Source organism: Rhodococcus kronopolitis, assembly GCF_042654025.1.
Lineage (GTDB): Bacteria > Actinomycetota > Actinomycetes > Mycobacteriales > Mycobacteriaceae > Rhodococcus_G > Rhodococcus_G kronopolitis.
In genome coordinates this window covers 116,632-130,866 of sequence record NZ_JBHSFO010000002.1, presented here as the reverse complement: position 1 = coordinate 130,866, position 14,235 = coordinate 116,632, and the positions used below count along the sequence as shown (strand labels likewise).

The 14,235-nt window shown below is 72.7% G+C and carries 10 protein-coding genes; 4 read left to right on the top strand and 6 right to left on the bottom strand.

Annotation, left to right across the window (positions count from 1 at the left end):
- Positions 1-77: 77 nt before the first annotated feature.
- The 4 genes from ACFO6S_RS03765 to ACFO6S_RS03750 form a co-directional block, all read right to left on the bottom strand.
- Positions 78-2,183: a 3-hydroxyacyl-CoA dehydrogenase NAD-binding domain-containing protein gene (locus tag ACFO6S_RS03765; RefSeq protein WP_378414299.1), complete on the bottom strand. Its 2,106-nt coding sequence runs from the start codon at positions 2,181-2,183 to the stop codon at positions 78-80.
- Positions 2,183-3,400, bottom strand: a complete 1,218-nt coding sequence (locus ACFO6S_RS03760; protein ID WP_378414297.1) for a thiolase family protein — start codon at positions 3,398-3,400, stop codon at positions 2,183-2,185. Before ACFO6S_RS03760 ends, ACFO6S_RS03765 begins: the two co-directional genes overlap by 1 nt.
- Positions 3,401-3,532: 132 nt before the next feature.
- Entirely contained in the window at positions 3,533-4,792 is a 1,260-nt protein-coding gene (locus tag ACFO6S_RS03755) for an HRDC domain-containing protein (RefSeq protein WP_378414294.1), read from the bottom strand.
- A gap of 124 nt (positions 4,793-4,916) precedes the next feature.
- A complete protein-coding gene (locus tag ACFO6S_RS03750) occupies positions 4,917-6,359 on the bottom strand; it encodes a WS/DGAT/MGAT family O-acyltransferase (protein WP_378414292.1) in 1,443 nt (480 codons plus the stop codon).
- A gap of 206 nt (positions 6,360-6,565) precedes the next feature.
- On the opposite strand from ACFO6S_RS03750, the gene ACFO6S_RS03745 reads away from it, so the two are divergent.
- Complete coding sequence (locus ACFO6S_RS03745) at positions 6,566-7,831, top strand: alpha/beta hydrolase fold domain-containing protein (protein ID WP_378414290.1); 1,266 nt, start codon at positions 6,566-6,568, stop codon at positions 7,829-7,831.
- Here ACFO6S_RS03745 and ACFO6S_RS03740 read toward each other — a convergent pair.
- Positions 7,780-8,364 (bottom strand): DUF3000 domain-containing protein, encoded by a 585-nt coding sequence (locus tag ACFO6S_RS03740; RefSeq protein WP_378414288.1) that lies wholly within the window; start codon positions 8,362-8,364, stop codon positions 7,780-7,782. The two genes, ACFO6S_RS03745 and ACFO6S_RS03740, sit on opposite strands and share 52 nt — an antisense overlap.
- Before the next feature lie 160 nt (positions 8,365-8,524).
- Between ACFO6S_RS03740 and hemE the strand changes: the two genes are divergently transcribed.
- The 3 genes from hemE to hemQ are packed head-to-tail and all read left to right on the top strand — an operon-like array spanning position 8,525 to position 11,665.
- On the top strand, positions 8,525-9,622 hold the full coding sequence (hemE, locus tag ACFO6S_RS03735; RefSeq protein ID WP_378414286.1) for a uroporphyrinogen decarboxylase: 1,098 nt from the start codon (positions 8,525-8,527) through the stop codon (positions 9,620-9,622).
- Positions 9,619-10,965, top strand: coding sequence for a protoporphyrinogen oxidase (locus ACFO6S_RS03730; RefSeq protein WP_378414284.1), 1,347 nt, complete (start codon positions 9,619-9,621; stop codon positions 10,963-10,965). Before hemE ends, ACFO6S_RS03730 begins: the two co-directional genes overlap by 4 nt.
- A 4-nt stretch (positions 10,966-10,969) precedes the next feature.
- Positions 10,970-11,665 carry a hydrogen peroxide-dependent heme synthase gene (gene hemQ / locus ACFO6S_RS03725; protein ID WP_378414282.1) on the top strand — a complete coding sequence of 232 codons (696 nt, stop codon included), beginning with the start codon at positions 10,970-10,972 and terminating at the stop codon, positions 11,663-11,665.
- 32 nt (positions 11,666-11,697) lie between these two features.
- Here the strand turns inward: hemQ and ACFO6S_RS03720 are convergent, their stop codons facing one another.
- Positions 11,698-14,190 (bottom strand): hypothetical protein, encoded by a 2,493-nt coding sequence (locus tag ACFO6S_RS03720; RefSeq protein ID WP_378414280.1) that lies wholly within the window; start codon positions 14,188-14,190, stop codon positions 11,698-11,700.
- Positions 14,191-14,235: the final 45 nt, after the last annotated feature.

Sequence of the window (14,235 nt, the reverse complement as noted above, 5' to 3'; positions counted from 1 at the left end):
TCGTTCGGCCGTGGACACACCCGTGGCCCGGTGCGCGGGGAGCGCACCGGGCCACGGGTGTGTGGGATTCGTCCCGATCAGATGCTGGCGACGCCCTCGGCCAGGAAACGCCTGCCGTTCACGGCCTCCGAGGTGCCGGTGCGGTCCAGGTACGGGGTGATGCCGCCGTTCCAGAAGCCGAACCCGCCGCCCAGGATCAGGCAGAGGTCGATGTCCTCGGCCGCCGCGACGACGCCCTCGTCGAGCATGATCGCGATCTCCTCGGCGAACGCGCGACGCGTCCGCTCGAGCACCTCCTCGGCGGTGGAGGCCTTGTCGCCCTGCGGCCAGAGCGCGGCCACCTCGGGGTCGACGGCCTGGCCCTCGGGGCCCCAGGTCCACACGCCGGGCTTGCGGGCCTCGACGAGGGCCTCGAGTCCGGGGGAGGACTTGAACCGCTCCGGGTACGACTCCTGCAGCGTCTCGCCGGTGTGCAGCGCGACCGCCGGTCCGACGAGGGCGAGCAGGGTGAACGGGCTCATCGGCATGCCGAGCTCGGCGATGGCGTTGTCCGCCACGTCGAACGGGGTGCCCTCGTCCACCGCGGACATGACCTCGCCCAGGGTGCGGGTGACGAGCCGGTTGAACACGAAGCCGGCCTTGTCGCCGCACAGCACGGCGGACTTCTTCAGTGCCTTGGCGGTCGCGAAGGCCGTCGCCAGGGTGGCGTCGTCGGTCTTCTCGCCCTTGATGATCTCGAGCAGCGGCAGCACGGCGACGGGGTTGAAGAAGTGGAACCCGACCACGCGCTCCGGGTGCTTGAGCTCGGACGCCATCTCGGTGATGGACAGCGACGAGGTGTTGGTCGCGAGGATGGTCTCGGGCGCGATGAACTGCTCGAGCTCCGCGAACACCTCCTTCTTGACGTCCATGTTCTCGAAGACGGCCTCGATGACGAAGTCGGTCCTGGCGAACGCGGACTTGTCCAGCGAGCCCGACACCAGCGCCTTGAGGCGGTTGGTGGCGTCGGGGGAGAGCCGGCCCTTGGCGGCGAGCTTGTCGATCTCGGCGTGCACGTAGCCCACGCCCTTGTCGATGCGCTCCTGGTCGATGTCGGTGAGGATCACCGGCACCTTGAGCTGCTTGACGAACAGCAGCGCCAGCTGGCTGGCCATCAGGCCGGCGCCGACGATGCCGACCCCGGACACCTTGCGCGCCAACGACCTGTCCGGCGCACCTGCGGGACGCTTGGCCCGCCGGTTCACCAGGTCGAAGGCGTACAGGCCGGCGCGCAGCTCGTCGGTCATGAGCAGGTCCGCCAGTGCCTCGTCCTCGGCGGCGAATCCGGCGTCCAGCGAGGCGGAGTCGGTGAGGTCGGTGCCCCGGGCCAGGTCGAGCAGCTCGACGGTGCGCACGGCGCCGAGGGCATTGCCCTTGGTCTTGCCGTCGACGATCGCCCGGGCGCGGGCGATGGCCTCGTCCCAGCCGGCGCCGCGGTCGATCTCCGGGCGGGCCGGGGTGATCGTGCCTGCGAGAACCTGTGCGGCCCAGGCGAGGGACTGCTCGACGAAGTCGGCGGAGCCGAGCACCACGTCGGCGATGCCGAGTTCGAGCGCCTTCTTCGCGTTGACGACCTTGCCGTTGTTGAGCGGGTTCTCGATGGCCACCGTCACGGCATTGGACGGCCCGATCAGGTTGGGCAGCAACTGCGTTCCGCCCCAGCCGGGCACCAGGCCCAGCATCGCCTCGGGCAGGCCGAGGGCGCCGACGTTGTCGGCGACGGTGCGGTAGTGGCAGTGCAGCCCCACCTCGAGGCCGCCGCCGAGGGCGACGCCGTTGACGAACGCGAAGGTGGGTACCGCGGACTCGCGCAGCCGGCGGAACACCCGGTGGCCCAGGCGGCCGAGCTCGAGGCCCTGCTCGCGGGTGGTGATGGCAGGCACGCCCTTGAGGTCGGCGCCGGCGGCGAAGATGAACGGCTTGCCGGTCACCGCGATCGCGGCCGGGTTCGCGGCGAACGCCTCGTCGATGGCCTTGTCGAAGGACAACAGCCCGGCCGGGCCGAAGGAGTTCGGCTTGGTGTGGTCGAAGCCGTTGTCCAGGGTGATCAGCGCGACCGGTCCCTCGATGCCGGGGACGGCGATGATGCGGGTGTAGGCGTTCGTCACGACCTCGTCGGCGAATGCGGTTGCAATGTCAGTCATTACGCGACTCCGGCTTCGTAATCGGCGTGGTTCGGGTTCTCCCAGATGACGGTTCCGCCCATGCCCAGACCGATGCACATGGTGGTCAGGCCGTAGCGGACGTCCGGGTTCTGGGCGAACTGGTGGCTGAGCTGGGTCATCAGGCGCACGCCCGAGGAGGCGAGCGGGTGGCCGCACGCGATGGCGCCGCCCCACTGGTTGACCCGCGGGTCGTCGTCGGCGATGCCGAAGTGCTCGAGGAAGGCGAGCACCTGCACGGCGAATGCCTCGTTGATCTCGAACAGCCCGATGTCCTCGATCTTGAGGCCGGTGCGGGCCAGCAGCTTCTCGGTCGCCGGGACCGGGCCGATGCCCATGACGGCGGGGTCGACGCCCTGGTAGGCGAAGCCGACCATCCGCATGCCGACCGGCAGGCCGAGCTCGCGGGCGGTGTCCTCGCCGGCGAGCAGTGCCGCGGTGGCACCGTCGTTGAGGCCGGCGGCGTTGCCTGCGGTGATCCGGCCTGCCGGGCGGAACGGCGTCTTGAGCTTGGCGAGGTCCTCCGTGGTGGTGCCGGGGCGCGGCGGCTCGTCCGCGGTGGCCAGGCCCCAGCCCGCGGCGGAGCGGGTGGCGACGGGCACCAGGGTGTCGGCGATGAGGCCGGCCTTCCTGGCGGCCTCGTACTTGTCCTGGCTCGCGACGGCGTAGGCGTCGGTGCGCTCCTTGGTGATGGTCGGGAACCGGTCGTGCAGGTTCTCCGCGGTGTTGCCCATCACCAGGGCGCTCGGGTCGACCAGGCGGTCGGTGAGGAAGCGCGGGTTGGGATCGGCGCCCTCGCCCATCGGGTGGTGACCCATGTGCTCGACGCCGCCTGCGATCACGACGTCGTACTGGCCGAAGCCGATGCCCGACGCGGTCGTGGTGACGGCGGTCATCGCGCCGGCACACATCCGGTCGACGGCGAAGCCGGGCACGGTCTCAGGCAGGCCCGCGAGGATCGCGGCGGTGCGGCCGATGGTCAGGCCCTGGTCCCCGGTCTGGGTGGTGGCGGCGACCGCGACCTCGTCGACGCGCTCGGGCGGCAACTGGGGGTTTCGGCGGAGCAGCTCGCGGATCGCCTTGACGACCAGGTCGTCGGCGCGGGTGTCGGCGTACATGCCCTTCGGGCCGGCCTTGCCGAACGGGGTACGGATGCCGTCGACGAAGACGACGTTTCGCGGTGATGTGGATGCGGCCACGCTGGATTCCTCCTGGCGGGAGTGTGGAGCGGTCTGCCGAGCTTTGGCCCGGCAGACTCCACTCTAGCGCTAATTACCCGCCGGTAACATAGCGGCCGCCCCGGCCGCGGAATCCCGGCGCGGCCGCCCCGCTCAGTCGGCCGCGGTCGCGGTCGTGGGGGTGGACATGGCCGCGGCCAGCACCGGCACGGTGAGCTGGCGTTGCCACGGGCGCGCACCGCCCGCCGTGAGGACGGCGTCCACCCGGGCCTCGGTCGCGTCGGCCGGTCCGGACGTCCAGTCCCAGACCAGCCTGCGGACCAGGTCCGGGGTCAGCAGGTTCTCCACCGGGACCCGCACCCGCTCGCTGAGCTCGGTCATCGCGGCCCGGGCGACGGCGAACCGGTCCGCGGCCTCGGGGTTGCGACGCTGCCACTTGCCGATCGGCGGCGGTCCGGTGAACGGCTGCGCCAGCGGCGGCAGTTCCGAGTCGGGGAGGGAACGGGCCTCGGCGAGGGCCTGCAGCCAGGTCCGGGACATCCGTCGCTGGCGGGGTCCGCCGAAGACGGGCAGCGCCTGCAGCGCGTCGACGGTGCGCGGGTCGTTGGCGGCGGCGTCGACGATCGCCTTGTCCGGCAGGATCCGGCCCGGCGCGATGTCGCGGGAGCTGGCGATCTCGTCGCGGGCGGTCCACAGCGCCTGGACGGCCGCCAACTGGCGCCGGGACTTGAGCGCGTGGATGCCGGAGGTGCGGCGCCACCGGTCGGGCTTCGGCTTGGGCGGCCCCGCCAGCCGGATGTGCTCGAATTCCTGTGCCGCCCAGTCGGTCTTGCCCTGCGACTCGAGCTCGGCGGCCATCGCCGCGTGCAGTTCCAGCAGCACCTCGACATCGAGGGCGGCGTAGTTCAGCCAGGTGTCGGGCAGCGGCCGCGAGGACCAGTCGGCCGCGCCGTGCCCCTTCACCAGCCCCAGCCCCAGGGTCCGCTCGACGATCGCGGCGAGGCCCACGCGTTCGAAGCCGGCGAGGCGGCCGGCCAGTTCGGTGTCGTAGAGCGCGGCCGGGCGCAGGCCCAGCTCGTCGAGGCCGGGCAGGTCCTGGTCGGCCGAGTGCAGCACCCACTCGAGCGGGTTGATCACCTCGGCGAGCGCGCCCATCCGGTCGGCCACGGGGATCGGGTCGATCAGCACGGTGCCGGACCCGGCGCGGCGGAACTGCAGCAGGTAGGCCCGGGCTGAGTAGCGGAACCCGGACGCCCGCTCGGCGTCGACGGCCAGCGGGCCGGTACCGCCGGCGAGCTGTGCAACGGCCTCGTCGAGCATTCGGGGGGAGTCGACGACGTCGGGGACGCCGTCGGCGGGGGCGAGGAGCGGCACCACGGTGCGCTCGGGTTGCTGGTCGCTGGCCTCTGACATGTTCAGTGACCTTACGACCCGAGGCGGTCCGGACCGCGCATCTGCCTGGCCGGGCGGCCTGTCTCCGTCGATTCCCCCCGGCGTTCTCGGCCCCGGTCGGTTCGCGACGGTGGCCCGGCGGCGCCTACGTCGGATCGGCGGCGGGCGTGCGCTTGCGCGACCGCGCGCGCTTGCGGGTCTCGGCCCGCGCGGCCGTGACCAGTTCGTCGAGCGCCGGACCGAATCCGTCCGCCAGGTCCCACAGCGCGGGCGCCAGCTCGGGGCAGGACACCAGGCCCACGTTGAGCCTGCCTGCGAGCGACATCGCGGTCACGTTCAGCCCGGCGCCGTGGAAGATCGGCCCGAGCGGGTACATGGCCGAGATCCGGGCGCCGAGCAGGTACAGCGGGATCGGTGGTCCGGGGACGTTGGAGACCACCAGGTTGTGCACCACGGGGTGCCGCTCGGCGAGCTTGAGGTTCGAGTAGACCCGCATCGCGCCGCCGAACGCGGTGGGCGCGGCGAACTGGGACCAGTCCTGCAGCAGGCTGGCGCCGAGGGAGGCGTTGTGCGACTTGACCATCGAGTTGTGCACGTTGGTCTGCCGCAGTCGCTCGACGGGGTCGGCGATCTGCGTGCCGAGCTGGGTGAACATCCCGGAGATCTGGTTGGTGCCCGGCCGGTCCGAGGTCTCGTGCACCGAGACCGGCACCATCGCCACCAGCGACGAGTCGGGCAGTTCGTCGCGGGCACTCAGGTAGCCACGCAGCGCGCCGGCGACCGTCGCCATCACCACGTCGTTGACCTTGACCCCGAAGACGTCCTTGACGAGCTTGACCTTGTCGAGGTCGAGCTGCGAGTACGCGATGTTCCGATGCCCGGTGATCGCGCCGTTGAGCGAGGTGCGGGGCGCGCTGAACGGGGCGGGCATCGCCTCGCCGCGTCGGGCCCGGCGAATCCACCGGGGCAGCAGCGCGGCGCCGCTGGGCAGCACCTTCGCCATCTTCAGCGGGCGACTGGCGAAGCTGAGCAGCCCGCCGACGGCCAGCTCCAGGGTGTCGGCGCGGCCGGCGCCCTGCTGGTCCGGATCCAGCTCGGGGCGGGGCGCGTCCGGGGAGAGGCTGCACAGCGTCGCGATCATGCCTGCGCCGGTGACGCCGTCCACGTTGGCGTGATGCATCTTCGACATGATCGCCACCGAGCCGTCCTCGAGGCCCTCGATCACCCACATCTCCCACAGCGGGATGGTCCGGTCCATCTGCTGGCTGGCGAGGTGGCCGCAGAGTTCGGCCAACTCGGCGCGGCCACCGGGCGCGGGCACCGCGATCCGGTGCAGGTGCCGGTCCACGTCGAAGTCCGGGTCCTCCACCCACGCCGGATGGTCGAGGTTGAACCTGGAGTCGAAGAGCTTGCGCCGGAACGCGGGCATCGCGCGCACCCGGGCCGACAGCTCGGTCTTGAACGCGGGATAGCTGTACCCGCCCGGAATCGTCGAGACGTCGAGCACGATCAGGCCGCACACGTGGAGCAGCTGCGTCGGTGTCTCGAGATACAGGAATGTCGAATCCAGACCGCTTAGTCTCTCCATTGGACAATGCTAGAACCTGCAGACTGTTGCGGCCGGGATTCGCCGATCCGACTCCCCGGCGGACGGTCGGTGAGAGACGACACATAACGCTTCCCGCGTGCGGGACCCGCAACTTTCGAGACCCATTGGAGGGCCGTCGTGCCGAGTACCGGTGAGAAGTCGAGGCCGTGTCCGGGCCGCGCCGAGGCGTGCCGGAGCGCCGCCCGATGACGCGGGGGTTCCTGGTCCGGCAGGGCGTGAACCTGGTGCTGACGGCGAACGCGCTGCGGCCGGTCCCGGGCATGCCTGCCTCGGTCGGCGCCTTCTTCTCCGGCTGGCTCAGCTCCGAGTTGGCCCCGCAGCAACTCGGCGTGACCGTGCTCGACGCGGCGGTCCAGGTGGCCCGGGGGCGGGTCCGCACCCGCGGCGAGCGGGCCGGTCTGGCGCTCGCCGCCGCGTCCGTCGCGGGACTGACGGTGAGCATCGCCGCGGCTCGGCGGGCGGGTGGCGAGATGGCGGCGGCACTGGCCGAGGTCGGCGTCACCGAAGACGAGTTCCGGCGACCGACGGACTGGCGGTCGCTCGCGCGACCGTTCCGGATGCGCCGGGCCGGGGTGCGCCGGGTGCGCAACCTGGCGTACGCGCCCGGCGGCGCCCGGTTCCTGGTCGACGTCTACCACCACCGCGACACCCCGCCGAACGCCCCGATGCTGCTGCAGATCCACGGCGGCGGCTGGGTCATCGGCAGCAAGGACCATCAGGGTCTGCCGCTGATGGCGGAGATGGCCTCGCGGGGGTGGGTGTGCGCTGCCGTCAACTACCCGCTCTCGCCGAAGGCGAAGTGGCCGGCGCACCTGGTCGCGCTCAAGCAGGCGGTCGGGTGGATGCGCGAGAACGCGGAACGGTTCGGCGGCGACCCCGACTTCCTCGCCGTGACCGGGGGTTCCGCGGGTGGTCACCTGGCGACGATGGTCGCGCTGACCGAGCACGACCCGGCCTTCCAGCCGGGTTTCGAGGACGTCGACACCACGGTGGCGGCATGCGTGCCGTTCTACGGCGCCTACGACTTCGCCGCCGAGTCCGGCATCAAGGCGGTGCGTCAGCGGGTCGAGTCCCGGCTGAGCGCGATGGTCCTGGGCAGGCGTGCGCGGTTCCCGCAGGACTACCTGGCGGCGTCGCCGCTGGCGCGGCTGACGGCGGACGCGCCGCCGTTCCTGGTGATCCACGGGACCAACGACTCGCTGATCCCGGTCGCCGAGGCGCGGGTGTTCGTCGATCGGCTACGCGAGGTGTCGGAGAACCCGGTCGCGTACGCCGAGCTGCGCGGCGCCCAGCACGCGTTCGACATCTTCCACTCGATCCGCAGCGATCAGGTCACCGCCGGGGTGGCGGCGTTCCTCGAGGCCGTCCGCCGTGGGTCGCTCGCGCGGGTCCCGGTGGCTCAGCGGGCGCCGAGCGTGGTCACCCCGGCAGGCGGCAGTCCCGCGGCGTAGGCGAGCACCTCGCAGAACGCCTCCACGTGCCCGGCCAGATCGGGGGTGGTGGCGGTCCACGACGCGCGCAGTTCGAGCTGGTGGGCGCGGGGCGGACCGGCGATGTCGCCGTACCGGACCGAACTGGTCGCGGTGACGGTGCCGCCCAGCGCAGTCAGCGGCTCGTGCCGTGCCTCGAGCGCGTCGACGAGCCAGCTCCACGCGACCTCGGGCAGCAGCGGGTCCGAGGCGAGCCCCTCGTCGACCTCGGCCTGGATGTAGGCGACCAGGCGCAGGGTGCCGTTCCAGGCCTCGTCCCCGGCGGGGTCGTGCAGCAGGATCAACCGGCCGAATGCGTCGCCCTCGGAGTCCTGGCTGACCGTCTCGGAGTCCGGTTGGGTGACCTCGGCGCCGATCGCGTAGCTGAACGGCGCGAGCCGTTGCGGCGGTCGGATCGGACCGATTTCGATCTGCGGGTGCACCGCGGCCGCGAGCATCGATTCGACGGCGGCGCGGAACGGGGCAGGCTCGGGGGTGGGTCCGGACGTGGTCACAATCCGGACGGTAGACGGGCGCCGATCGTCGAGGGTGGAGGCGCGCCGGTCGGGCCCGGGCGCCCGGGCCTCGGCGGCCGTCGCGCTTGGCTTCGGCACCGGTCCGTCTGGCAGCATGGCCACCAGGACGTACACGAGCGGGCGACGAGCGTTGGGACACATGAGCGACTTGGAAGACACGAATGCGGCGATGGCGACCGGTACGAAGTACCCGTTCCGGCGGTTGATCCCGGAGGCGCCGCTGCTCGCGGCGGCGACCGGCAGGCGGCCCTCGCACCGTCCGGTGTGGTTCATGCGGCAGGCAGGCCGCTCGTTGCCCGAGTACCGGGAGGTGCGTGCCGGGATCGGGATGCTCGAGTCCTGCTTCAACCCGGAACTGGTCTGCGAGATCACCATGCAGCCGGTGCGCCGGCACAAGGTGGACGCGGCAATCCTGTTCTCCGACATCGTGGTTCCGCTCAAGGCTGCGGGCATCGACCTCGACATCGTGGCCGGCGTCGGCCCGGTGGTGGCGAACCCGGTGCGCACCGTCGCCGATGTCGCGGTGCTGCCGCGGCTGCGGCCGGAGCAGGTCGGGGCCGTCGGTGAGGCAGTCTCGCTGCTCACCCGTGAGCTCGGCGACACCCCGCTGATCGGTTTCGCCGGGGCGCCGTTCACCCTCGCCTCGTACCTGGTCGAGGGCGGGCCGAGCCGCAACCACGAGCGCACCAAGGCGCTCATGCACTCGGACCCCAAGACCTGGCACGCGCTGCTCGGCACGATCGCCGACACCACCATCGCGTTCCTGCAGGCGCAGCTGCACGCAGGCGTCGACGCGATCCAGCTGTTCGACTCCTGGGCCGGGACGCTCTCGCTCGCCGAGTACCGCCAGTTCGTCCTGCCGCACTCCGAGCGGGTGCTGGCCGAGGTGGCCGACGCCGGGGTGCCGCGGATCCACTTCGGGGTGGGCACCGGCGAGCTGCTCGGCGTGATGGGCGAGGTCGGCGCCGACGTGGTCGGCGTGGACTGGCGGATCCCGCTGGACGAGGCCGCCCGACGCGTCGGCCCGGGCAAGGCGCTGCAGGGCAACCTGGACCCGGCCGTGCTCTTCGGCGGCTGGGACGCCATCGAGCGTGAGGTCCGGCGGATCGCCGCCGAGGCCGACCGGGCGCTGGCCGCCGGCGCCACCGGACACATCTTCAACCTCGGGCACGGCGTGCTGCCGGACACCGATCCGGCCGTGCTGACCGCGGTGGTGGAGCTGGTGCACTCGCTGTGACCACCGTCGCCGTGGTCGGTGGCGGCATCTCCGGTCTGGTCGCCGCCTACCGGCTGCGCGGCCTGCTCGGCCCCGACGCCGAGATCGTCCTGGTCGAGGAGTCCGGCCGGCTCGGTGGCAAACTGCGCACGGTCACGCTGGCCGACGGTGCCGTCGACGTCGGCGCGGAGGCGTTCATCGCCCGGCGTCCGGAGGTGCCGGCGCTGCTCGACGAGCTGGGCCTGTCCGACCAGGTGGTCACGCCGTCCGGCGCCCGGCCGCTGATCTGGTCCGGTGCCGCGCTGCACCCGCTGCCCGCAGGCACCCTGATGGGCATCCCGGCCTCGTCGGCCTCGCTTGCCGGGCTGGTCGACGACGCCACCCTGGCCCGGATCGACGCGGAGCCGCGCTCGCCGCTGTCCTGGCGCCCCGGCGCGGACGTCGACGTCGCGACGCTGGTCGGTGAGCGGTTCGGCGAGCAGGTGGTCCGGCGCTCGGTGGACCCGCTGCTCGGCGGCGTGTACTCCGGGCTCTCGGACTCCATCGGCGTCCGCGCGGCGCTGCCGACGCTGGCCGCCGCCCTCGACCGTGGCGCGAGCAGCCTGACCGCGGCGGTGGCCGAGGCGCTGCCGGCGCCGCAGCCGGGCCCGGTGTTCGGCGGACTGCGCGACGGCTACGGCGTGCTGCTCGACGCCTTGCTCGACGCGGCTCGTCCCACCGTGATCGCGGCTTCAGCGTCCGGGCTGCGTCGGGACGGCGACGGCTGGTGGCTGGACCCGGTGGGCCGCGTCGACGGCGTGGCGCTGGCGGTGCCCGCGCCGCGGCTGGCCGAACTGTTGGCAGGCGTCGCGCCGGAGGCGAGCGCCGCGGCCGCCCGCATCCCGCTGGCGTCGTCGGTGGTGGTCGCGTTGGCGTTGCCGCTCGGGGCGGCGCTGCCGGAGAACTCCGGGATCCTGGTCGCGACGGGGGAGTCGTTGCGCGCCAAGGCTTTCACTCTGTCCAGCCGCAAGTGGCCGCACCTGGCACGGCGCGGTGCCGCCCTGGTGCGCGCGTCCTTCGGCAGGTTCGGCGACGCCGCGCTGGTCGAGGCGAGCGACGCTGAGCTGGTCGCGCTGGCCCGGGCGGACCTCGAGACGGTCACCGGGGTCTCGGTCGATCCGGCCGACGCGGTGGTGCAGCGCTGGCGCGGCGGACTGCCGCAGTACGGGCCGGGGCACCTCGACGCGGTCGCGGAGATCGAGGCCGGGGTGGCGCAGTTGCCGGGCCTGGCGGTGGCGGGCGCGCTGCTGCACGGGGTGGGCGTGCCCGCCTGTGTGGCGTCGGCGACGGCGGCGGCACGGACCGTTGCGCGGGTGGCAGGATAGGGCCATGGCACGCCTCGATTACGAAAAGCTCAATTCCACGCTCCGGTACGCGATGTTCTCGGTGTTCCGGGTGCAGCCCGGTGTCCTCGACGAGGACCGCACCAAGGCGATCGCCGACGCGACGGCGTTCTTCGCGTCGTTCGACGACACCGACGTCGAGATCCGCGGCGTCTACGACGTCGCCGGGTTGCGCGCCGATGCGGACTTCATGATCTGGACCCATGCGGAGCGGTTGGAGGACCTGCAGAAGCTCTACGCCGACTTCCGTCGCACCACCATCGTCGGCCGCGCCAGCGAGCCGGTGTGGTCGAACGTCGCGCTGCACCGTCCCGCGGAGTTCAACAAGAGCCACCTGCCTGCGTTCGTCGCCGGCGAGGCGCCGGGCGCCTACATCTGCGTCTACCCGTTCGTCCGGTCCCTCGAGTGGTACCTGCTCCCGGACGAGGACCGTCGCAAGATGCTCGCCGACCACGGCATGGCCGCCCGCGGCTACCCGGACGTGCGGGCCAACACGGTGCCTGCCTTCGCGCTCGGCGACTACGAGTGGCTGCTGGCCTTCGAGGCACCCGCGATGGACCGCATCGTCGACCTGATGCGCGACCTGCGCGCCACCGAGGCCCGGATGCACGTGCGCGAGGAGACCCCGTTCTTCAGCGGGCCCCGCGTCTCCGTCGACACCCTCGTCGCCGCCCTGCCCTGATCGCCCTCACCACCTCGGCGTGAACGGACCGTTCAGGTTTCACCGGAACCCGCGCGGTCCGTTCCCGCGCCGGGGCTTGGTCCTCCGGGGCCGATCCGGCGCCGCAGGGCGTCGAGTGCGGTCCGGTACTGCGCGGTGCGGGGATACCCGCTGTGGCTGCCGACGGTCGGCAGGTAGCCCGACCTGTCGATCTCGTCGGCCCGCAGGTCGACAGGGTTCTCGTGTCGGGAGTAGGCGGGAAACCCCAGATAGTCCGTCGGGCGCCAGAGGTTGACCCACCTGCAGTCGCCGGTCGGGTTGCTCAACAGCCGCATCAGGGTGCCCTCGTCGGGTGTGCCGGTGGCATCGGCGGTGTCGCCGCGGAACTCGTCGGCCGCGAACGGGCGCGCGCTCGTCGCAGGCGCGTTCGCAACGACTTCGGCACCGAACAGTTCCGGGAAGATCCGCCCGAAGTAGGCGCGCAGCTGCGATCCGTAGCTGAGCAGGGCGCCGCGCTCGACCAGCAGCCGCGACCGCGGGTCGAGGATCGCGGCGGCCGCGAGGACGGACCCCATCGAGTGGGCGGACAGCACGACGCGCCGCGAATCGTCCGCCCCGAGCCAGGCGTGACAGCGCATGACGAGCTCGGGGACGGCCCGCTCCGAATAGCTCGGTGGGCCGAACGGGTGCGCGGCCCGCGGCACCACACACAGCAGGTCCCAGACGATGCCCAGCGGTCGTCCGGTCCCGGGCTGCAACACCAGGCCGCCCGCCAGCAGCACGGCGAGGGCTGCGGCGAACGTCGCGCCCCACGCGGTGAGGGTGAGCAGGGGCGCAGGCGTCGCGCCGTCGGCGGCCCACGGGCGCAGCGGCAGGATCACGCAGGGGAGCAGGGCCACGAGGGCGAGCACGGCGAGTCCGCCGACCGCCGGCTCGGCCCGGTGCGCGGCATTGGCGAGCCGCCGGGCCCGGAGGGTGCTCGGGTCGGCGAGGACGATGTCCGGGTCGACGGGGCGGCCGGGCGCCGCGGTCTTCCGGAGGACGCCCGACCACCGACCCGCGAAGTACATCACCACCGGCAGCGCGAGCAGCGCGGCGCCGGCGGCGAGGACCAGGCCGACACCGAACCAGGCGAAGATCGCCGGGGCACGGAGTCCCGTGGGGTCGCCCGCGGCGGTGGCGCCGACCTGGTTCGAGAACAGGCCCGCGGCGGATCCCGACCGGTTCAGCCAGTCGCCGACGCCGACGACCACCAGGTTGGACAGCAGCATCGCGCCGCCGAGCGCCAGCAGCAGGAAGACGCCGACACCCCGTCCCCGCCACGCCTGAAAGTCGTTGCCGGGCAGCGCAAGCACGAGCAGCGCGACGAGCACCGCGGCGCCGACCGCGACCGCGAGCGGCGCCCGCCCGCCGAGGTACAGCAACGCGGCCCCCGCGAGCAGCGCCGGCAGCCCGACCGACCACCACGGCGAGACCCGCCGGATCGAGAGTCCGGCCAGGGCGAGTGCCAGCAGGAGCAGGACGAGCACCGTCGGGACGGCGATCAACCCGTCGAGCCGCGCGGCTGGCGAGGGGCACCCCGACCCCGGCCCGAAGAACAGCAACAGCAGCTGGGCGAGGAAGAGTGCCACACATCCCCACACGGTTGCCCGGGTCCCGCCGGTCACCGTGTCCTCGGGCCGCGCGACCGGCACGTCCGAGCCCCGACTGCTCGTCGCGGCCAGCCTGCCCGCGGCGACGAGCACCGCTCCAGCCGAGGCGATTCCGGTCGCGGTGAGCACCCAGCCGAACGCCTGCCCACGCGGCGGGGCGAAGAGTGTGGTCATCGCGGCGACGGTCGCCAGGCCCGCGCCGACGTGGATCAACGCGGTCTCGGTGGCGTGCGCGCGGTTGTTCCAGAATCCCTCTCGTCGCAGGATCGGGGTGTCCTTCGCGGTTCGTTCGGACTGCGCCGGGGTGTCCACGTCGTAGCGCACGCGCGAGGTCCACGACACCAGCCACAGCACCGCCAGCGCGGCGACCGGGACGAGCATGGACACGGCCAGGCGACGCTGCGGCGTCAGGCGAGCCAGCGGGGCGAGCTGGGACGGCAGTGCGTCGGTGTCGCCTGCCAGGTACTGCAGTGCCACCAGATCAGACGCGACGGTGACGACGGTCGTGACGAACAGCAGCGTCAGGCCGAGCCCGAACAGTCGGACCACGGTGGCGGTCCGGCGCACCCGTGCCGCGCTCGCGCCGAGGTCCCGCGCCCAGTACGCCAGATTGGTCAGGCCGTACGGCAGCACCAGGCACCACGCCGCCCGGACGACCGCGGCGACAAGTTTCTGGCCGAACGGTGTGCCGCCCCCGATCGTCGTGCGGTCGAGTCCACCCCAGGAGTAGGCCTCCCGCCGGATCTGCGGCGGCGTGTACGCGGGTCGGTCGGGGGTCAGTGCGTCGGCGACGTCGGCATTCACCATCCAGAAGCCGGCGAGCCGGTCACCGGCGACCTCGTGGACCTGGTCGGCCCGGACGTCGAGCATGGCGTGCGGCGGGGTGTTGCTCACCCCGTGAATCCGCAGTTCGAGAACGGCGGGCGCCGGCCCGGACGA